A 19,488-nucleotide genomic window follows, 5' to 3' on the forward strand; every position below is an offset into this window, starting at 1 on the left:
ACGCTATTATAACTTAAAACCGCTTTAAAGGCAATATTAACAATTTTTTATTACAAGAGCGTAACAAAACATTAGAATTCTGGATTTTCCCAAACCATATTGTACCAGGTTGCCCCTCCATGTGCAGACGCTGACAAGCCTTCATTGATAAAGCCATTCATTTCATAATAGCCGATCAGATAATCATGGCAGGTTAGGGTAATGCCTTGTCTTTTTTGAGCAACAGCCAAGTCCTTGAGTGTCCCCACTAACATGGTTCCTATCCCTTGTTTTTTGAATTCATGATCAACCGACAAACTCGTCACCGCAATGAAACCTGACTTTTTAGGGTTGGGGAGAACTTGCTGAAACAGGTCATCCGTCAGATAGCGTTGCTTGATCACTGGACCTTCAATATAACCTGCCAGCCTGCCATCTAACTCAGCAATTAAAAAGGTGTCAGGAATATGAGCGATTCGCTCCTGCATAGCCTCAGGCGATGCCGCTTCGGCTTCTGAAAAATTTTCTTGCTCAATACGAACCACTTCTGCTAAATCGTCTTTTCTGACCTGTCTGATTAACATAATGCTTTTTCCTCTCTGAAGACCGCAAAAATAGGAAAGAGCCTGGAAAACTCCAGACGTCTTTATTGATTACTTTTCGTTAGGTTAGCTAGAAGCTCTTCAAAAGAACGTTCATAAAGCTGAATATCTCCTGCTCCCATAAAAACAAAGACAGCGTCATTATGATCAAGGAGCGGGGACACATTTTCAACGGTCACAACCTTGGCCGGCTTGACTATCTTGGCAGCCAAATCTTCAACTTTGACATCCCCGCGATCGACTTCACGCGCAGAGCCATAAATTTGAGCCAAGTAAACACTGTCTGCTTCATTTAAGGCCTCTGCAAATTCATCTAAGAGGGCAATCGTTCTGGTGAAGGTATGAGGCTGAAAAATCGCTACTATTTCCTTTGAAGGATATTTTTGCCGAGCAGCATCCAAGGTGGCAATGATTTCAGTAGGATGGTGGGCAAAATCGTCAATAATCACCGTTCCATTGATGGCTTTTTCTGAAAAACGCCGTTTGACCCCCCTGAAAGTCTTCAGATGCTGGGCAACAAGGTTCATATCAATGCCCGCAACATATAGGTTAGCAATAACAGCTGTTGCGTTCAAAATATTATGTCTGCCATAGGCCGGAACGTGAAAAGGACCTAAGAGATGGTCACCATGCTTCACCTTGAAATCCGAACCATTCGTTGTCCGTAAAATATCGCAGGCTTGAAAATCATCATTCGCTTCAAACCCATAATAGTAGATTGGGGCAGTTGCCGTAATCTTCCGCAGGTAAGGATCTTCTCCATAAACAAAAAGAGCTTTTTGGACCTGTTTGGCATAATCATTAAAGGCATCAAACACATCGTCAACACTAGTAAAATAATCCGGATGATCAAAGTCAATATTAGTGATGATAGAGTATTCCGGATGATAGGGCATGAAGTGGCGCTCATATTCGTCCGATTCAAAGACAAAATACTGGCTGTTAGCCAGACCGCGGCCACTGCCGTCTCCAATTAAATAGCTGGTATCCGTAATATTTTTCAAAACATGGGCTAAGAGTCCTGTCGTTGAGGTCTTACCATGAGCTCCAGCTACACCTAAACTAGTGAATTGACGCATAAAATCGCCTAAAAATTCATGGTAACGCTTAAAGGGAATCCGTTGCTGAATAGCATAGGCCAGCTCAGCATTGTTATCTTCACGAAAGGCATTTCCTGCAATCAGTTCCAGATCCTCTGAAATATTAGCTGCATCAAACGGCAAAATAGGGATACCGGCTTTTTCGAGACCATGCTGAGTAAAGTAGTATTTGTCAACATCACTCCCTTGTACCTTATAGCCCATTTGATGCAGCATCAAGGCCAAAGCACTCATGCCTGATCCTTTTATTCCAATAAAGTGAAAGGTCTTAACCATCTGTTCTCCTCTAGTTCGCATCATCAAAAGGCGTTAAGTTTAGCTCTTGAGCCACCTGTCGCTCTTTTTGTTCTTGATAATCTTGTCGGTTGTAAATTTGACTCGTTTTTAAAAAGTCATAGCTGTTCTTTTTGGGTTTTTCAATTTGATTTTGTGGTTCTGAGTACACTTGCGGCAACTCAGCCAAAATATAAGAGTCCTGTCTCAACTGAGAAGTAAAACGCGCCAGTTCACTCACAGAGCTCGGCTTAGCTGTTTTAGAAAGTGAGGCTGGTCGTGAAAAGCTAGGCTGGTAACTATGGCTTGATGTTTTGCTAAAGTCACTGCTCGTTACATAAGACTGACGTTTTTTCTTTAAATCGCGCCGAGCTTCTTCTCTGGCCATTTCGGCATAGGTCTTTCCAGCCCGCTGCGTCTTTAATCGCTCTGCTGGAACTTGATCTGAGGCAGGGTTTTCAGGAATAAAGTGATAGTCTTGTGTCACATCGTCATAAACCTTATCTTCATAAGGCCCATGAATATTGGTAATCAAATCTTCGTTCTCGTACAAATGCATCTGTTTAGCCTGTTGAACAACAATATCATTGTCCGCAACCAATGGAAATTTTCTGATACGACTCATGAGACTCTCCTTTCTGAAACATTCCTATTATAAACTAAAATCTGATATTTTGAAAGCTATCTCTCATGAAATCCCTAAAATTTCTTTAATATCTTCCATCGAAAGGCTCGCTCTGCTTTCATCACCATCTAAAACAGTTGTTACTAAGTGTTTTTTGCTTTCTTGAAGTTCTAAGATTTTTTCTTCAATCGTTCCCTTGGTAATCAGACGGTAAACCTCAACATTTTCCTTCTGACCCAAACGGTGAGCTCTGCTGATAGCCTGCATTTCAACAGCCGGATTCCACCAAAGATCAATGAGAATAACCGTATCAGCACCTGCTAAATTAAGACCGACTCCGCCAGCCTTGAGGGAAATCAAGAAAGCGTCCTTGCTTCCGTTGTTAAAGGCTTTGGTCATTTCTTGGCGTTCATTCGCAGGGGTAGAACCGGTCATTTTATAGGCACTCAAGCCCAGGCTAGCCATCTCTTTTTCAACAATATCAAGCATGCCCCTAAATTGAGAGAAGATGAGCGTCCGATGTCCATTCTCCTTAATCTGTATTAGCAAGTCACGCAGGGCAGAAACTTTTCCGCTTTCCCCATTATAGGGCATGAACAACTGAGGCGTATCGCAGATTTGCCGCAAACGTGTAATCCCGGACAGAATTTCAATCTTTTTGCGATGATTAAGATCATCGCTCCGATTGATCACCGTCTCCTGAATCTGCTGCAGCTGCGCCAAGTAAATAGCCTTTTGCTCCTCTGCCAAATCGTTGTGATAGTTCACCTCAATTAAATCAGGCAGCTCAGGCAGCACATCTTCCTTTTTACGCCGCATCACAAAGGGCTGAATGTAACGGGCAACTTGCTTCGGATCGAGTTTGCTAAACTGTTTTTGACTGGGTAGTAAGCCCGGAAGAACAATTTGAAAAATTGACCAAATTTCGAGCAATTTATTTTCAATCGGTGTCCCAGACAGTGCAAAGCAATTTTTAACATCAAAAGCTCGCAAACTCTGAGCAATTTTTGTCTGTGTGTTTTTCATCACTTGCGCCTCGTCCAAAATTAAGTAGTCAAACTGCAGCTGATTGTAACTCTCAAAATCCTGACGAAAAGAAGCGTAACTGGTTATGGTAATCTGGTGTCCCTCTTTGATAACCTCTTCTCTCAGTTCCTTAGTTCCATAAGCAACCGCAACATCGAGATCTGGCGCAAATTTATGGCACTCATCCTGCCAATTATAGATAAGGCTAGAAGGAGATAGGATTAGAACACTAGTGGCTCTATCTGTTAACTTGCTTTTTAAAAAAGTCAGTGTCTGAAGCGTTTTTCCAAGCCCCATATCATCGGCCAAAATACCGCCAAAGCCGTATTGGTCAAGCATAGACATCCATTTAACTCCCGTCAGCTGATAATCTCTCAGCTGCGCCTTCACATCAATTTCCGGCAAGTTAAAGGCTTCTGGATGCCTGAGATCATAGGCCAGCCGTGAAAACTCTTCTGAAAAACTAATGTCAGATAAGCCTTGCAAAGCATCCGCCAATGGAAAAGCTGCCATTTTAGACACTTGTAAACGACCGCCTGAGACTTTTTTCGCCCGTAAATCCTGCAAGGTATGGCTGACTTTCTGCGTTTCGTCATCAAACACCACTAATCGCCCCGACTGGCTGACAAAGTAAGCCTGGTTGGAAAAGAGTGCGTCTAGGGCCTGATTGATGTCCTCCTTATCCAACTTGGAAAAGTCAAAAGAAACCTCTAGGAGTCCTCTATTGGTCTTGACATCGATATGCGGGCGTTCTAACAAGCGCATTGCCTCAAAACGTTCTGACAAAGTGACTCGGCCGAATTTCTCAAAGGCTTTGAGGGTCTTGTCAAAGAAATGATAAAGATCCTTTCCGGCCAGCGGAGCATGATAAGACTGAAAACCCTTGCTGAAACCAGAGTTCTTGAGCAACCGCCATAGTTTCTCTTCCTTCTTAAAATGACTAGCAAAAGGAAGAAGGTCTTTTTCTTCCTGACTGCTCACCTTAAACCGACCATAGTCAAGGATGATACTTAGTATAAGCCTACCATCATCTAAGCGATCAAAATAAAAGTTGACCTCAAAATCCTGGATAAGAAAGGATGAGGGAGCCTTGACCTGCCCAAGGCTTTTAAAATCCAGAAGACTGGCTGCCAGTTTGCCCTGATCATCAAAATCAAAATAGATATGCTTGGCCAAATCAGTTTCTAGTGGCAAACTCTTAATTGCAGCTGCCAATTTGGCTTGCTTGGCATTTAAATGATAGAAGGTATCGCCTGCCAATAAATAGCTATTATCAAAAAATAGGTCAGCCTGTTTTTCTTGAATCAGGAGCTCTATCGACTGGCGATGAACCAGAACGTCAAAATGATAGAACTGATCTTCTGCCTCCAGCTCCTTAAAATAGAGCTGATGATAGAGACGATTTTCAGTCTCAAAGGAGAAATCATAGAGTTTGTTTAATAGACGGACCCCCTCTTCAAAAAAGCCACTAGAAAGAGCTAGGTGCCGACCATGATTTGGAAAAATAAAATCAGTGTCCGCCTGTTTGGCATCCGGCAAAAGCCGATATAAAAACTCAAGCAGATCTTGGCTGGCTTCATCAAACTGCAAAAAAGATAAGGGCTCATAGTAATTCTTACCAATCTGATAATAGCTCTCCTTTTTCACCGTGGATAAAAAAGACTTGATATCACGAATGACATAGGTTCTCTCATCTGGAAGACGGTTAATCTTCAACGTCCACCAAAAATTGGACGAATAAGGGCTCTTACTGCCCTGAGCAAGCAAGCGATAACGCGTTTCATCATCCTCATTTACCTTTAAACCATCCAAAAAAAGACTGCCAAAAGAGGTTTTCTTCTTGGTTGATGCCATTTCCTTTTCTTCCTCACTCAAACTCTCAGAGAGGTCTTTTCCTTGAGGATTGATTTTAAGGTAATGTTCAACAGCAGCCAAATGGCTGCAGTAGCCTTTTTTCTGAAACAGGGAACAAGGACAGCTAATTAAGTCATCATTAAAGGAAAACTGCAAGTGACAGTCCCCTACTTGGGCTAGAATAATATGGTCTTTTTCTTCAACCAGAGAAACGGAGCCTTGGTTATAAAGCTCTATGCCTTGATTCCGAATGCGCCCGGGAATTAATCTGCTCATCTGACCTCCACTTTTGCTTTATCCCTTAATTATAACATAAGCCCAACAACATTACCTTCTTGAAAAAGGATTTTAAAGCAAAGGAAAAATCTCATCCGAAAATGAGATTTTTTCTTAATAGTTTCTAAAGCGTTGGTACCGCCTGTCGAGGAGTTCTCCCAGTGGCAAGGCCTGCAAAGCCTGTAATTCTTCAATCAGACTGGTTTTGATAGCCTCCAAAATTTCACTAGAAAAATAACCATGTTCCGGAATCACCTTATCTACGATTCCCATCTTAAGAAGCTCTCCAGCAGTTATTTTCATCAGCTCCGCAGCTTCCGTCGCTCGGCTGCCATCCTTCCATAGAATGGACGCAAACCCTTCTGGACTGAGAACGGCATACATGGTGTGCTCCAGCATCCAGACCTTATCAGCAACCGCCAAAGCCAAAGCTCCCCCAGAGCCTCCTTCACCGATGATAATAGCAATAATCGGCACCTTCAGATCGCTCATCTCAAGCAGATTTCGGGCAATAGCCTCTCCCTGCCCCCGTTCCTCAGCACCAATACCTGGATAAGCACCCGCTGTATTGATGAAAGTAATAACCGGACGATTAAATTTCTCAGCCTGTTTCATTAAACGAAGTGCCTTACGATAGCCTTCTGGATTCGGCTGACCAAAATTCCGGTTCAAATTATCCTGAAGATTTTTCCCTTTTTGAATCCCAATGACTGTGACGGGCTGACCGTCAAGTTTGGCTAGACCTCCAATAATGGCCCCGTCATCACCGAAATGACGATCGCCATGAAGTTCAATAAAATCATCAAAAATGGCCATCGCATAATCAAGGCTGGTCAGACGGCTTTGATTCCGGGCTTCTCTGAGCACTCTTGATACATCACTCATTTGACACCTCCGTGAAAGGCAAGAAGCTTAGCTACCGTCGACTTCATATCTACTCGTTTGACAATCGCATCAACAAAACCATGATCCAAAAGAAATTCCGCTTTTTGGAAATCATCCGGCAGATTTTCTCGAACGGTTGTTTCAATCACTCGCCGACCAGCAAATCCAATCAAGGTTTGTGGCTCAGCTAAGATAATGTCACCTTCCATAGCAAAACTTGCTGTTACACCGCCCGTTGTCGGATCAGTTAGAACAGTCAGGTAAAAAAGCCCTTGATTCGAATGCTGTTTGACCGCTGCTGAAACCTTGGCCATCTGCATCAGACTCATAATCCCTTCCTGCATCCGTGCCCCGCCTGACGCCGTAAAAATGACAACCGGTAGCTTTTCTTGGGTTGCTAATTCAAAAAGACGCGTTATTTTTTCACCTACCACAGTTCCCATGGAAGCCATGATAAAATTAGAATCCATAACCGCCAGAGCCGTCCTATTCCCTTCGATAGTTGCTATCCCTGTAACGACTGCCTCATCTAAACCTGTTTTTTCTTGAACAAGCGCCAGCTTTTCCTCATAACCAGGAAAATCTAAAGGGTTCTTGGTTTTGATTCCCGTGAATAACTCCTCAAAAGAATTTTCGTCAGCTGTCAAAGCAAGGCGCTCCTGAGCGGAAATTCTGAAGTTGTAAGAACAGTGCGGACAAATCTTTTCCAGCCCCAAATCTTTTTGGTAAATCATATGTTTGCAAGAGGGACATTTGGCAAATAACTCATCAGGCACCTCGGGGGTCTCCCTCGGTTCTGTTCTCTTCATTGAACGGTTGGGATTTATCCGAATATACTTCTCTTTACGTTCAAATAAAGCCATAGTTTACTCCTCTTGTTTGATATAATTAGGCAGGAATTTTTCCATCAAAAACGATGTATCATAATCACCTGCAATCACATGAGCATCAGAAATTAAATCTAGCTGAAACTCAGCATTGGTAACCACACCTGAAATTTCAAACTCAAACAGAGCGCGCTGCATCTTCATCAATGCTTCAAAACGATTTTCACCATGAACAATAATCTTCGCAACCATACTGTCATAGTAAGGAGGGATACTGTAGCCCGCATACATGGCACTATCCACACGCAAACCTACGCCCCCGCTTGGCAAGAATAAGTCTTTAATCTTACCGGGACTTGGTGCAAAGTTGAATTTTGGATTCTCAGCATTGATACGGCATTCAATGGCATGCCCAGTAATCTGAATAGCATCTTGTTGATACTCTAAGGGTTGTCCCGCCGCAATCCGAATTTGCTCTTTAACAATATCAACACCGGTGACAAATTCCGTAACAGGGTGTTCCACCTGAACCCGCGTATTCATCTCCATGAAGAAAAATTGTTCTGTTTCCTCATCAAGAAGAAATTCGATGGTGCCAGCATTTTCATAGCCAACGGCTTTGGCAGCTCGAACAGCCGCTTCTCCCATCTGGGTACGCAAGGTTTTCCCAATAGCAATAGAAGGGCTCTCCTCTAGAACTTTTTGATTATTTCGTTGGAGGGAGCAATCACGCTCACCCAAATGAATAATGTGACCAAAAGAGTCTCCCAGAATCTGAACTTCTATGTGGCGAGCAGGATAGATGACTTTCTCTAGATACATCGCCCCATTGCCAAAGGCAGCAACAGCCTCCTGAGAAGCAGATTCGAATGCGGCAAGTAAATCTTCTTTTTTCTCAACCTTACGAATCCCTTTACCGCCTCCGCCTGCAGAAGCTTTCAGCATAACGGGATAGCCAATCTTATCCGCAATTTTAAGAGCTTCCTGTCCGGTATAAACTTCCCCATCTGAACCAGGGATGACAGGAACATTTGCCTTGACCATCTCAGAACGTGCATTGATTTTATCACCCATTTTATCCATTACCGAACCAGCTGGGCCAATAAATTTAATATGCATTTCCTCGCACATCGTAGCAAATTTAGAGTTTTCACTTAAAAACCCAAATCCTGGGTGAATAGCTTCTGCACCAGTTACAATGGCAGCTGACAAAACCGAATTCATATTAAGATAAGAATCCGCAGACTTTGCCGGGCCAATACAAACTGCCTCATCTGCCAACAGAGTATGAAGAGATGTTTTATCAGCTTCTGAATAGACTGCAACAGTCGCAATTCCTAATTCTCTGGCTGCTCGAATGATACGAACAGCAATTTCACCACGATTGGCAATCAAGATTTTCTTAAACATGATTTTCCTTCTCTATCTAATACCTTTTGCATTTAGTTTCCGATGGCAAATGTTAAGGTCCCGCTGGCCGCAAGTTTTCCATCCACTTCAGCTTTAGCTTCAACAACAGCAATGGTTCCGCGACGTTTGATAAATTTAGCAGTCATGACTAACTGATCCCCTGGAACCACCTGCTTTTTAAACTTGACCTTATCCATTCCAGCGTAGAAAACCAGTTTTCCTTTATTTTCCTCTTTTGACAATTCTAAAACACCTGCTGTCTGAGCCAAAGCTTCCATGATGAGAACTCCTGGCATAACGGGGTATTCTGGAAAATGCCCATTGAAAAAAGGTTCATTTATCGTCACATTTTTAATGGCAACAATCTCATCATCAGAAACCTCTAAAACACGGTCTACAAGAAGCATTGGATAGCGATGCGGCAGAGCTTCACGAATTTTTGTAATATCAATCATTTGATTCTTACCAATCCTTTTCCAAATTCAATGACTTCTTCATTATCAACCAGAATTTCGGTAATCACACCATCTTTGGGCGCTGGCACCTCATTCATAACCTTCATCGCTTCAATAATGAGAAGGGTTTGACCTTTTTTCACCGAATCTCCGACAGAGACAAAGGCTGGTTTATCCGGAGCAGGTGACAGGTAAGCTACCCCAACAAGCGGACTTTCCACAACATCTCCTTCAGCAGCAATCTCTTCCTTGGGAAGAGGACTTACTGCTGGTGAGTCCGGTTTGGTTTCTGATATTACCACTTCTTCCTGAATCTGAGTTCTTACAGCTTCAGCAGCAGGAGCCACTTGCGGTGTTGATGCTGGCTGTGAAACGGCATCGCTTTTACTAAACGATAATTCGTCGGAAGCATTCTTATAAGAAAACTGACGTAGGCTTGAGGCATCAAACTGTGCCATCAAGTCTTTAATTTCTGCAATATTCAACATTAATCCTCCCAAGCTTTAAAGGCTAGAACAGCGTTGTGTCCACCAAAGCCAAAAGTATTTGAAATCGCATAAGTCAAATGCGCTTCTTTTCCTTGACCGTAGATGACATTCGCTTCAATATCTTCTGAAAGCTCCTTAGTCCCCGCTGTCATAGGAATAAAGTTATGACGAATAGCTTCAATGGTAGCAATGGCTTCAACACCACCTGCAGCCCCGAGTAAATGACCTGTAAATGATTTTGTCGATGATACCGGAACCTCTTTTCCAAGTGCCGCAACAATGGCCTGGCTCTCACCTTTTTCATTAGCCGGTGTAGACGTTCCATGAGCATTGACGTAATCAACCTGAGATGGCTCAATACCAGCTTCTTGAATAGCCAATTTAATCGCTCTGGCAGCACCTGAACCATCTGGAGAAGGACTGGTTTGATGGTAAGCATCACAAGTGTTTCCATAACCTACAATTTCAGCTAGAATAGTCGCTCCGCGTTTTTGGGCATGCTCAAGGCTTTCAACAACCAAGACGGCTGCCCCTTCCCCCATCACAAAACCATTACGATCCTTATCAAATGGGATAGACGCCCGAGTAGGGTCTTCGGTAGTTGATAAAGCAGTTAAAGCATTGAAACCACCGATACCAATTTCATTGATGGTACTTTCGGCACCACCCGCCAATACAATATCCTGGAAACCAAACTTGATTTCACGGAAGGCTTCGCCAATAGCATCGTTAGCAGAAGCACATGCTGTGGTAATCGATTTACAAACGCCTTTAGCACCAACGCGAAGCGCAATGTTGCCGGCAGCCATATTAGAAAGCGCTTTAGGGACAAACATTGGCTGAATCCGTTTAATTCCTTTTTCGTGCATTCGAATGATTTGTTCCTGCATTTCCTGCAAACCACCGATACCCGATGATACAATGACACCTGTACGGTCACGGTCAACCGTTTCTAAGTCTAGTTTCGCATTTTCAAGAGCCTCAAGAGTTGCATAAATGGCATAGAGTGAATAAGAATCCATCCGATTTTTATCTTTCCGGACAAAATATTTATCAAATGGGAAATCCTTAATCTCACCTGCATTATGAACGGGAATATCAGACGTATCAAATCTCGTAATCGGTCCGATACCAATTTCACCCTTTTCGAGACTATTCCAAAACTCTTCTGGCGTATTTCCAATTGGTGATGTGACACCATAGCCTGTGATTACAACTCTATTTTCTGTCATTTTCTGTCCCCTTTTCTTATTGCATGGTCATTCCGCCGTCAATAGCGATAACCTGTCCCGTTAGGTACTCTTGCTGAGCTAAAAACAATACAACATCAGCTACATTTTCTGTATTTCCAAATTTTTTCATCGGAATTTGCTCAAGCATGGCATCTTTCATTTTATCTGGAATTTTATCTGTCATGTCTGACTCAATAAAACCCGGTGCAATCGCATTGACACGAACGTTTCTAGCCGCAACTTCCCGAGCAACTGATTTTGTTAAACCAATCAGACCGGCCTTTGATGCTGCGTAATTCGCCTGACCAGCATTCCCAGTGAGGCCAACCACACTAGACATATTGATAATAGCTCCCTGACGGGCCTTAGTCATGGGTTTCAAAACAGATTTGATCATGTTAAAACTACCAGTTAAATTAATTTTCAAAACCTTATCAAAGTCTTCCTCAGTCATTTTGAAAACCAATTTATCATTCGTAATACCGGCATTATTAACCAGAATATCAACACTGCCAAGTGCTTCAACAGCCTCATCGACCATGCGGCTGGCATCTTCGAAATCCGAAACATCGCCAGAAATAGCAGCTACTTTCACACCATAGTCTTTAAAGCTAGCCACTAAATCGTCTGAAATTGCTGAACGCCCATTCAAGACAATATTGGCTCCGGCAGCAGCAAATTTATGAGCAACAGCCAGACCTATTCCTCTGGTCGAACCTGTAATAAAAACATTTTTATTTATTATTTCCATCTTTTTCCCTCAGTCTTCCAAGAGTGCATTTAAGCCAATCGTGTCTTCAACATTGAACACTGTGGCGTCTTTATCAATTTTTTTCAAAAAGCCGGTCAGCACTTTCCCAGGACCAATTTCAATATAACGATCAACACCAAAGTCTTTCATGGTTTGAATTGAATCATAAAAACGAACAGGCTCTTTAACCTGACGAGCCAAAAGGTCTTGAATAGCTTCGGCCTTCATAATCTCCGCCTTGGTATTGCCTACAAGAGGAATCTCGAAGTCCTTAAAGCTAACCTTGGCTAGTTCAGCTGCTAACTTCTGGCTTGCCGGTTCAAGCAAGGCCGTATGGAAAGGCCCTGATACTTGTAAAGGAATTAAACGTTTGCTTCCAGCCTCTTTCAGTAGCTCAACAGCATAGTCAACCGCTTCTGCCTGACCGCCAATGACAATTTGAGCAGGCGTATTGTAGTTGGCTGGACTGACAACTCCTTTTTGACTGGCTTTCTGGCAGATTTCCTCAATGAGGTGTGGGTCGGTATTCATAACAGCGACCATTTTACCAGTTCCAGCAGGAGCAGCCTCTTCCATGAACTGTCCCCGTTTGGCGACAAGCGCCAGAGCATCTTCGAAAGAAATAGCGCCGGATGCTACTAAAGCCGAATATTCACCAAGTGACAGGCCGGCTACAATATCTGCTTTAAATCCCTTTTCTTTCAATAGCCGATAAATAGCTACCGAAGTTGTTAAAACAGCCGGCTGCGTATAACGTGTTTGGTTCAGTTTATCCTGATCCTCATTAATCAATTCACGCACGTCATAGCCAAGAATGGCTTGAGCTGTTTCAAACGTCTCTCTCACAATAGGATAGGCTTCATACAAATCATTTGCCATGCCAAGTTTTTGTGCTCCCTGGCCAGCAAATAAAAATGCTGTTTTAGTCATATCTTATTTCCCCACTTATCTATTTAGATATCGGACCAGCGAGCAGCTTCTTCCTTGATGACCTTTGCAGCGCCCAAGTAGATGTCTTCTAAGATTTCAGCACAGGTTTCTTCTTTGCTGACCAAACCTGCAATCTGACCAGCCATCACAGAACCATTAACAACATCACCATCAACAACTGCATTTCGGAGTGCTCCGGCACCAAGTTCCTCAATTTCTTCTGCTGATTTTTTACCAGCCAAGAAGTCTTTTTCAGCTTGATTATAGGCGGTTGCAAGTTTATTTTTAATAGCTCGCACAGGATGTCCTACAACCGATGCCGAAACAACAGTATCAATATCTTTGGCTTTTAAAATTTTATCTTTAAAATTTTGATGGGCATTAGATTCTTTAGCGACTACAAACCGTGTTCCAATTTGAACCGCTTCAGCTCCCAGCATGAACATAGCAGCCGCACCACGGCCATCAGCCACACCGCCGGCACCAATCACTGGAATACTAACCGCATCCGCAACCTGTCTTACCAAGGTCATGGTCGTCAGCTTACCAATATGTCCGCCGGCTTCCATACCTTCCGCAATAACAGCATCTGCCCCTAGTTTTTCCATTCGCTTAGCCAATGCAACACTCGGAACAACAGGAATAACCGTAATGCCAGCATTATGGAATCTTTCCATATATTTCCCTGGATTGCCGGCTCCTGTCGTTACCACTTTCACCCCTTCTTCAATCACAAGGTCCACAATGTCCTCTACAAAAGGAGATAAGAGCATGATATTGACACCAAAGGGTTTATTGGTAATCGCTTTGACCTTATCAATGTTAGCTTTGACAACTTCTTTAGGCGCATTACCGCCACCGATGATACCTAAACCACCAGCATTGGAAACAGCACCTGCCAGATCACCATCCGCAACCCAAGCCATTCCTCCTTGGAAGATTGGATAATTTATATTCAATAATTCTGTAATACGAGTTTTCATTCTTAAATTAGACTTTCTAAGTTCAATCTTATCAATAATTTGACAGTCAAACTATCAGTATAAGAAGAGAGAATATTCCCTTAAGAATACTCTCAGACATCCTATTATTTAGTTTTTTCTTCCACGTAAGCAACCAAGTCGCCAACAGTGTTCAGACCATCTTCAGTTTCGATTTGAATATCAAATTCATCTTCGATTTCTGAGATAACTTGAAAAACGTCAAGTGAATCAGCATCAAGTTCATCAAAAGTCGTTTCAGATTTGACTTCTTCTGGATCCTTGCCGAGTTCTTCAACAATAATTTCTTGTACTTTTTCAAATACTGCCATGTTTGTCTCCTTAAAAATAAATAAACTTTTATATTATGTGCCAAGCACAATTATATAACTAGATTTTAACAATTAGACTCCCCCATGTCAAACCTCCACCAAATCCACAGAGAAGGATTGTTTGAGAGCCGTCCAATTTTATTATACCATTTTCCACACATTCTGCTAGCAAAATAGGAATGCTGGCGGCACTGGTATTGCCGTAGGCCATCATATTGGCTGGAAATTTTTCCCTAGGTGCCTTGATTTTCTTGGCCATCTTATCTAAGATACGAATGTTTGCCTGATGAAGCAAGAAATAATCAATATCGTCAGGTGTTTTACCCGTTTTTTCGAGCAGATTGACAATACTGCCAGAAACATCTCGAATAGCAAAATCAAAGATAGCACGGCCATCCATTCTTAAAAAAGCATCCGCTTCACTAGAATCCGAGAATGGCGATTGCAGTGGCTGTTCGTTAGAAGTCAGGCTAGCACCTCGTTTGCCATCAGTAAATAAAGATTCGGCCAAGAAAGATGGACTCTGAGCTGCTTCCAAAAGGACACCGCCAGCACCATCTCCGAAAAGAACCGCCGTTGAACGATCTGACCAATCAACTGTTTTGGATAAAGTCTCAGCGCCAATGACCAAGCCTCTTTGATAAGCTCCTGAGCCAATCAATTTCTCAGCTGTTGCCAATGCAAACACAAAACCACTGCAGGCAGCTGTTAGATCAAAAGCAAAGGCACCGCTGGCACCAATATTGGCCTGAACCTTAGCTGCTGTTGAAGGCATTAAAGCATCCGGCGTGATAGTCGCTACAATGATAAAATCAATATCTGAAGCTGATAGTTCCGCCTTGGTCAATAATGCTTCTGCAACATGGGTTGCCAAATCACTCGTGGCCTCTGAACGACTTATCCGACGACGTTTGATACCCGTTCGGCTGGAAATCCACTCATCACTAGTATCCATAATTTGCGCCAAATCGTCATTGGTCACGACTTGTTCAGGAACATAGAAAGCCGCCTGACTAATTTTTGCAAAAGTCATTCAACCAAGCCCTCCAGAAACTGATGTAAATTCTTGAGACCGTTCAAAAGGGCTTTTAAGTCATCCTCAGCCATGCCATCGGTAATTTGATGAACCATTTTTCGATGAAACTTTGTGTGTAGACGATAGATAAGACGCCCCTTTTGCGTCAAAGTCAAGTATACCACACGCCTATCTAAATGCGAACGTGTCCTCTCAATATAACCTTTCTTTTCAAGTTTATTAAGACTTGTTGTCACCGTTCCAAGCGTAATGAGTAACTCTCTGGCTATATCGCTAGGTGTCACATTCGTATTATTGCCAATGATATCAATAGTGTGCATTTCTTTTAAAGAAACATCATTAAACTGGCTTGTTTTCAAACTCATTTCTTCAATCACATTTACTTTATTGAAAATATCAACTAAATAATCATTGATCTGATTATAATCCAAAAGAACACCTCCCCCCAAAAAACTTTGACTATCAAAGTTTAGCAAAACTTAAGCATTTTTGCAAGCTCATTTTACAATTTTTCCTGTCAAATGTCATGAAAACGTTAAGAAAATGTAAATTTTCACAGAAACTAGATTCCCTATTTTCCAGTAAATTTCGGACGTCGCTTTTCTGTGTAAGCTCTGACTCCTTCCTTGAAATCATCCGTGAAAGCTAACGATTTCTGAAGTTCTAATTCTAATTTAGCGTAATCGTCCCAGCCAGCAAAAGAACTTTGCCAAATCATTTCCTTAATAGCCTTATGCGAATTCACTGAATTACGCTTCAGACGTGTAACTAAACGATCCGTTGTTTTCTCAAGCTTTTCAGATTCACACAAACGGTAAATAATACCATATTCAGCCGCCTTCTCAGCTGTAAGTGCCTCACCAGTCATCGCAAGCTGAGTTGCCTTAGTGATTCCAAGTGCTCTGGTCAAAAGATAAAGACCTCCAGCATCAGGTGCCAAACCAACATTAACAAAAGCCTGAATAAAACGTGCCTTGTCACTGGCCACACAAAAATCCACAGCAACTGCCATATTAGCAGCTGCCCCAGCGACTGGGCCATCAATACTCATAATAACTGGTTTTGGCAGTTTCTTGATAGCATAGGAAATCACATTGACCAATTCAGCAATTTTCACTAAAGAGGCTACATCGTCAGCATCCACAGCCCTTTGCATTTCAGCCAAGTCCCCTCCGACTGAAAATACTTTTCCTTCAGCCTTTATCACAAGAATCTTCACCCTATCATCTGATGCCGTTAATTGAAGTACTTCTAAGATTTCTTCGCAAATCGGAATATTAAAACCATTAGAAACCTCTGGACGGTTTAAAACCAGTGTGGCTACTTCATTTTCTACAGTATAGATGATGTTCTCAAAAATCATTGTTTTCCCCTTTACCTTTTTAATCACTAGATAATTTGATTAACAAATAATTTGACGCTCAAATAATTGCGCTACTTACATTTTAACATAAAAAAGACAGTCTACAAGTAAAATCTTAAAAGAAATGAAAAAGAAGCTATTTCCCTTAGCTTCTTTTTGACATTAGCAATTCTTCCACCGCTTGTGTTAAGTTAGAGACCAGATGGTTGGCTTGACTCTGATTAAGCCCAAAGCGCTCATCTTTTATCCCCCAGACCTCTATCTCTGCTGAACGACCTGCAGCAATCCCTTTTTCACTATCTTCAATAATCAGCAAAGCGTCTTTTGGAAGGGCAAGCAGCCTAGCCGCCTCATTATATATGGCGGGGTGGGGTTTGCTTTCTGGAAACTCTTCCCCCGAAAGCGTCAGTTCAAAATAATCTTTAATTTCAGCTTCTTCTAAGGCCAGTGCAATATCACCTGGACTTGAACTAGAGGCTAAGGCAATTCTAATCCCCGCGTTACGCAATCGCTCCAAGCTCCTTTTAACATCAGAAAAAAGGAGATTTTTATACGGCAAAGGGTGTTGCTGCTTATAAAGAGCATAGTCTGTTTGCAGTTTTTCAATATCCCAGTGGATATAGTCATCACCTAAAATAGCCTGCCAGACCTGCTTCATGTTCCCACCTATAAAAAATGAGACTGGCAAATGTGAGATTGAAATCCCCTTATCAGCTAAAAAATGCTGGCGGCGCCGATAATAAAATTCTTCTGTATCAAAAAGAACACCGTCCATATCAAAAATAACTGCCTGTCGTAACATCATTTCCCCTTTTCTAATGATCTATCTTTATATTTTACCACAAAACTCAATAGAGCCCCATTTCATATCTGCCTATCGTCTAAAAATCTTACTGACAAATTGTCTGAATTTTGCTATAATTTTTCTATAGTTTATGAAAGATATGGGTAAATGATGAAAGTAATTAAATTTGGAGGCAGTTCTCTTGCTTCTGCAGCACAGCTGGAAAAAGTATTTCAGATTGTTAAGGCTGATAAAGACAGACGTTTTGTTGTCGTCTCAGCGCCGGGAAAACGTCATGAAGATGATACGAAGGTTACCGACGCCTTAATAAAGTACTATAAAGCCTACATCGCAGAAAAAAATGTTGCTGACATTCAAAACTGGATTATTGATCGCTATCGCGGTATTATTGATGACCTCTCCTTAGGACAAGGCATTCTCGAACGAATCAGTAAATCCATAATCGATCTTGCAAGTCTTCCAATTGAGGGCAATGCCTTTCTTTACGATACGTTCTTGGCTGCCGGTGAAGACAACAATGCCAAATTAATTGCCGAATACTTCAAAAAAAATGGCCTTCCTGCCCGCTACATTCATCCGCAGGAAGCTGGACTTTTTGTCACAAGCGAACCTGGCAAAGCCCGTACACTGCCCTCAAGTTACGATAAACTAGAAGAATTGAGGAACTGCGATGAAGTACTTGTTATTCCTGGATTCTTCGGTGTGACAACTGAAGGTCAGATTTGCACTTTCTCTAGAGGAGGATCAGACATTACAGGATCCATTATTGCAGCCGGCGTTAAGGCTGACCTCTATGAAAACTTCACCGATGTTGACGGGATTTTTGCTGCCCATCCAGGAGTTGTCAAAAAACCCCATTCTATCTCTGAACTCACCTACAAAGAGATGCGAGAACTAGCCTATGCAGGATTTTCAGTCCTTCACGATGAAGCACTCATTCCTGCTTACCGCGGAAAAATCCCTCTTGTCATCAAAAACACTAACAATCCTGATCATCCCGGAACAAAAATTGTTCTCAAACACACAGGTGCTACCATTCCTGTTGTAGGTATTGCCGGAGACGACGACTTCGTCAGCATCAATATCTCAAAATATTTAATGAATAGAGAAGTCGGATTCGGGCGTAAAGTCCTTCAGATTCTTGAAGAACTGAACATTCGCTGGGAACATATTCCAACCGGCATTGATGATATGTCAATCGTTCTTAGGGCAAGAGAATTAACCCCAATTAAAGAACAAGAAATCATCTCACAGCTTACCCGCCATCTGGAAGTTGACGAAGTTGAAATTGAAAGAGATCTTTCCATTATCATGATTGTTGGCGAAAACATGAAAAGTCATATCGGCGTTATGGCCAAAGCAGCCGAAGCTTTCTCTAAACATCACATTAACCTTGAGATGATTTCGCAAGGCTCCAGTGAAGTTTCAGTCATGTTCGTTATCAAGACTGAGCAAGAAAAAGCCGCCGTCAGAGCACTCTACGATAGCTTCTTCAACAGCTAAATCCTTTCATTCCCTGAAGTCTTGAAAAACAGCCTCCAACTCCCGAAGCATAGCAGCACGGCCCTTGAAACATTCACCAGCAATCAAGGCATTCAGCTGATCAGACTTTTCAGCACTTAGCCCCTCACGATAAGCTGCTAAAGCCTCCTGATAGGCCACGTATTCATCCAAAACTAAACCGCCCTGAGCCACGCTGTGACCAACCTCCCCAATCTCTTCATAAGCCATCTGATGAAACTGCCGTTTCTGACTCAGCTGTTTGCGAAGCGTGTCTTTCAAATGATTAGAAAACTTCGTTTTGAAATAAATAAAAAGTTTAGCCTCATTCTCAAGGACTTCAGGACAGGAACTGACGAGCTGAAACAAGGTTATCATTCCCTCCTGCTCCCAATCATGGCGATCCCATAACTGGATATGATGATAATGCCGCCTAAACTTATAAACAATAGGGCGCACCTTCTGAAATAAGGCTTCAAAATCTTCTGACATGGTCTTTGTGACCTCCTTTAAATTAAGATAAGCCTATTATAAAAAAGACAGCCAAAAAGGAACAGGACATTAATGTCCTGTTCCTTTTAAAACACAAAAACAGCACCCTCAGGTGCTGTCTCAACTCCGGCAGTAGGACTCGAACCTACGACATCATGATTAACAGTCATGCGCTACTACCAACTGAGCTATGCCGGATTCTGGCTAAGCAACTACCCTATCTCACAGGGGGCAACCCCCAACTACTTCAGGCGTTCTAGGGCTTAA

The 19,488-nt window shown here is 42.3% G+C and carries 20 protein-coding genes and 1 tRNA gene; 1 reads left to right on the forward strand and 20 read right to left on the reverse strand.

Annotated elements, in window-relative coordinates; translation table 11 throughout:
- Window positions 1-71: 71 nt before the first annotated feature.
- From A3GY_RS0105300 to A3GY_RS0105385, 18 genes are all read right to left on the reverse strand, one after another.
- Window positions 72-563 (reverse strand): GNAT family N-acetyltransferase, encoded by a 492-nt coding sequence (locus tag A3GY_RS0105300; RefSeq protein ID WP_018030376.1) that lies wholly within the window; start codon window positions 561-563, stop codon window positions 72-74.
- Between the two features lie 62 nt (window positions 564-625).
- On the reverse strand, window positions 626-1,957 hold the full coding sequence (gene murC, locus A3GY_RS0105305; RefSeq protein ID WP_018030377.1) for a UDP-N-acetylmuramate--L-alanine ligase: 1,332 nt from the start codon (window positions 1,955-1,957) through the stop codon (window positions 626-628).
- A gap of 10 nt (window positions 1,958-1,967) precedes the next feature.
- On the reverse strand, window positions 1,968-2,579 hold the full coding sequence (gene zapJ, locus A3GY_RS0105310) for a divisome accessory protein ZapJ (RefSeq protein WP_018030378.1): 612 nt from the start codon (window positions 2,577-2,579) through the stop codon (window positions 1,968-1,970).
- A gap of 63 nt (window positions 2,580-2,642) precedes the next feature.
- Window positions 2,643-5,735, reverse strand: coding sequence for a pilus expression-regulating Snf2 family helicase (locus A3GY_RS0105315; RefSeq protein ID WP_018030379.1), 3,093 nt, complete (start codon window positions 5,733-5,735; stop codon window positions 2,643-2,645).
- A 114-nt stretch (window positions 5,736-5,849) separates the two neighbouring features.
- On the reverse strand, window positions 5,850-6,620 hold the full coding sequence (locus tag A3GY_RS0105320; protein WP_018030380.1) for an acetyl-CoA carboxylase carboxyl transferase subunit alpha: 771 nt from the start codon (window positions 6,618-6,620) through the stop codon (window positions 5,850-5,852).
- Window positions 6,617-7,483 carry an acetyl-CoA carboxylase, carboxyltransferase subunit beta gene (accD, locus tag A3GY_RS0105325; protein WP_018030381.1) on the reverse strand — a complete coding sequence of 289 codons (867 nt, stop codon included), beginning with the start codon at window positions 7,481-7,483 and terminating at the stop codon, window positions 6,617-6,619. Before accD ends, A3GY_RS0105320 begins: the two co-directional genes overlap by 4 nt.
- 3 nt (window positions 7,484-7,486) lie before the next feature.
- Window positions 7,487-8,857, reverse strand: a complete 1,371-nt coding sequence (accC, locus tag A3GY_RS0105330) for an acetyl-CoA carboxylase biotin carboxylase subunit (RefSeq protein ID WP_018030382.1) — start codon at window positions 8,855-8,857, stop codon at window positions 7,487-7,489.
- A gap of 32 nt (window positions 8,858-8,889) precedes the next feature.
- Window positions 8,890-9,312, reverse strand: coding sequence for a 3-hydroxyacyl-ACP dehydratase FabZ (gene fabZ / locus A3GY_RS0105335; protein WP_018030383.1), 423 nt, complete (start codon window positions 9,310-9,312; stop codon window positions 8,890-8,892).
- Window positions 9,309-9,797 carry an acetyl-CoA carboxylase biotin carboxyl carrier protein gene (gene accB / locus A3GY_RS0105340; RefSeq protein ID WP_026161940.1) on the reverse strand — a complete coding sequence of 163 codons (489 nt, stop codon included), beginning with the start codon at window positions 9,795-9,797 and terminating at the stop codon, window positions 9,309-9,311. Before accB ends, fabZ begins: the two co-directional genes overlap by 4 nt.
- A 2-nt stretch (window positions 9,798-9,799) precedes the next feature.
- The gene (gene fabF / locus A3GY_RS0105345) at window positions 9,800-11,032 is read right to left on the reverse strand and encodes a beta-ketoacyl-ACP synthase II (RefSeq protein ID WP_018030385.1); all 1,233 of its coding nucleotides are present in this window, start codon (window positions 11,030-11,032) and stop codon (window positions 9,800-9,802) included.
- A 16-nt stretch (window positions 11,033-11,048) separates the two neighbouring features.
- On the reverse strand, window positions 11,049-11,783 hold the full coding sequence (fabG, locus tag A3GY_RS0105350; RefSeq protein WP_018030386.1) for a 3-oxoacyl-[acyl-carrier-protein] reductase: 735 nt from the start codon (window positions 11,781-11,783) through the stop codon (window positions 11,049-11,051).
- A gap of 9 nt (window positions 11,784-11,792) precedes the next feature.
- Window positions 11,793-12,713 carry an ACP S-malonyltransferase gene (gene fabD, locus A3GY_RS0105355; protein WP_018030387.1) on the reverse strand — a complete coding sequence of 307 codons (921 nt, stop codon included), beginning with the start codon at window positions 12,711-12,713 and terminating at the stop codon, window positions 11,793-11,795.
- A gap of 23 nt (window positions 12,714-12,736) precedes the next feature.
- The gene (fabK, locus tag A3GY_RS0105360) at window positions 12,737-13,723 is read right to left on the reverse strand and encodes an enoyl-[acyl-carrier-protein] reductase FabK (protein ID WP_269458437.1); all 987 of its coding nucleotides are present in this window, start codon (window positions 13,721-13,723) and stop codon (window positions 12,737-12,739) included.
- Between the two features lie 77 nt (window positions 13,724-13,800).
- A complete protein-coding gene (locus A3GY_RS0105365) occupies window positions 13,801-14,025 on the reverse strand; it encodes an acyl carrier protein (RefSeq protein WP_018030389.1) in 225 nt (74 codons plus the stop codon).
- Window positions 14,026-14,083: 58 nt separating this feature from the next.
- Window positions 14,084-15,058, reverse strand: coding sequence for a beta-ketoacyl-ACP synthase III (locus A3GY_RS0105370; protein ID WP_018030390.1), 975 nt, complete (start codon window positions 15,056-15,058; stop codon window positions 14,084-14,086).
- On the reverse strand, window positions 15,055-15,492 hold the full coding sequence (gene fabT / locus A3GY_RS0105375; protein WP_026161942.1) for a fatty acid biosynthesis transcriptional regulator FabT: 438 nt from the start codon (window positions 15,490-15,492) through the stop codon (window positions 15,055-15,057). The genes A3GY_RS0105370 and fabT overlap by 4 nt, the downstream gene beginning before the upstream one ends.
- Window positions 15,493-15,632: 140 nt before the next feature.
- The gene (gene fabM, locus A3GY_RS0105380; protein ID WP_018030392.1) at window positions 15,633-16,424 is read right to left on the reverse strand and encodes a trans-2-decenoyl-ACP isomerase; all 792 of its coding nucleotides are present in this window, start codon (window positions 16,422-16,424) and stop codon (window positions 15,633-15,635) included.
- A gap of 145 nt (window positions 16,425-16,569) precedes the next feature.
- On the reverse strand, window positions 16,570-17,226 hold the full coding sequence (locus tag A3GY_RS0105385) for an HAD family hydrolase (protein WP_018030393.1): 657 nt from the start codon (window positions 17,224-17,226) through the stop codon (window positions 16,570-16,572).
- A gap of 153 nt (window positions 17,227-17,379) precedes the next feature.
- Between A3GY_RS0105385 and A3GY_RS0105390 the strand changes: the two genes are divergently transcribed.
- Window positions 17,380-18,732, forward strand: coding sequence for an aspartate kinase (locus A3GY_RS0105390; RefSeq protein WP_026161944.1), 1,353 nt, complete (start codon window positions 17,380-17,382; stop codon window positions 18,730-18,732).
- 6 nt (window positions 18,733-18,738) lie between these two features.
- On the opposite strand, the gene A3GY_RS0105395 is transcribed toward A3GY_RS0105390, so the two are convergent.
- Both A3GY_RS0105395 and A3GY_RS0105400 read right to left on the reverse strand, forming a co-directional pair.
- Entirely contained in the window at window positions 18,739-19,221 is a 483-nt protein-coding gene (locus tag A3GY_RS0105395; RefSeq protein WP_018030395.1) for a sigma-70 family RNA polymerase sigma factor, read from the reverse strand.
- 124 nt (window positions 19,222-19,345) lie between these two features.
- Window positions 19,346-19,419, reverse strand: a tRNA-Asn gene (locus A3GY_RS0105400).
- Window positions 19,420-19,488 lie beyond the last annotated feature (69 nt).

The sequence above is a fragment of the Streptococcus ferus DSM 20646 genome, from assembly GCF_000372425.1.
GTDB classification, from domain to species: domain Bacteria; phylum Bacillota; class Bacilli; order Lactobacillales; family Streptococcaceae; genus Streptococcus; species Streptococcus ferus.

Excerpts from the sequence above, each read along its gene's own strand:
- A3GY_RS0105395 (WP_018030395.1), bottom strand. The coding sequence starts at position 19,221 with ATGTCAGAAGATTTTGAAGCCTTATTTCAGAAGGTGCGCCCTATTGTT.
- fabZ (WP_018030383.1), bottom strand. The coding sequence starts at position 9,312 with ATGATTGATATTACAAAAATTCGTGAAGCTCTGCCGCATCGCTATCCA.
- A3GY_RS0105390 (WP_026161944.1), top strand. The coding sequence starts at position 17,380 with ATGAAAGTAATTAAATTTGGAGGCAGTTCTCTTGCTTCTGCAGCACAG.
- A3GY_RS0105315 (WP_018030379.1), bottom strand. The coding sequence starts at position 5,735 with ATGAGCAGATTAATTCCCGGGCGCATTCGGAATCAAGGCATAGAGCTT.
- murC (WP_018030377.1), bottom strand. The coding sequence starts at position 1,957 with ATGGTTAAGACCTTTCACTTTATTGGAATAAAAGGATCAGGCATGAGT.
- fabF (WP_018030385.1), bottom strand. The coding sequence starts at position 11,032 with ATGACAGAAAATAGAGTTGTAATCACAGGCTATGGTGTCACATCACCA.
- accD (WP_018030381.1), bottom strand. The coding sequence starts at position 7,483 with ATGGCTTTATTTGAACGTAAAGAGAAGTATATTCGGATAAATCCCAAC.
- fabG (WP_018030386.1), bottom strand. The coding sequence starts at position 11,783 with ATGGAAATAATAAATAAAAATGTTTTTATTACAGGTTCGACCAGAGGA.
- fabM (WP_018030392.1), bottom strand. The coding sequence starts at position 16,424 with ATGATTTTTGAGAACATCATCTATACTGTAGAAAATGAAGTAGCCACA.
- zapJ (WP_018030378.1), bottom strand. The coding sequence starts at position 2,579 with ATGAGTCGTATCAGAAAATTTCCATTGGTTGCGGACAATGATATTGTT.
- A3GY_RS0105300 (WP_018030376.1), bottom strand. The coding sequence starts at position 563 with ATGTTAATCAGACAGGTCAGAAAAGACGATTTAGCAGAAGTGGTTCGT.
- fabD (WP_018030387.1), bottom strand. The coding sequence starts at position 12,713 with ATGACTAAAACAGCATTTTTATTTGCTGGCCAGGGAGCACAAAAACTT.
- A3GY_RS0105370 (WP_018030390.1), bottom strand. The coding sequence starts at position 15,058 with ATGACTTTTGCAAAAATTAGTCAGGCGGCTTTCTATGTTCCTGAACAA.
- A3GY_RS0105365 (WP_018030389.1), bottom strand. The coding sequence starts at position 14,025 with ATGGCAGTATTTGAAAAAGTACAAGAAATTATTGTTGAAGAACTCGGC.
- accC (WP_018030382.1), bottom strand. The coding sequence starts at position 8,857 with ATGTTTAAGAAAATCTTGATTGCCAATCGTGGTGAAATTGCTGTTCGT.
- A3GY_RS0105385 (WP_018030393.1), bottom strand. The coding sequence starts at position 17,226 with ATGTTACGACAGGCAGTTATTTTTGATATGGACGGTGTTCTTTTTGAT.
- A3GY_RS0105320 (WP_018030380.1), bottom strand. The coding sequence starts at position 6,620 with ATGAGTGATGTATCAAGAGTGCTCAGAGAAGCCCGGAATCAAAGCCGT.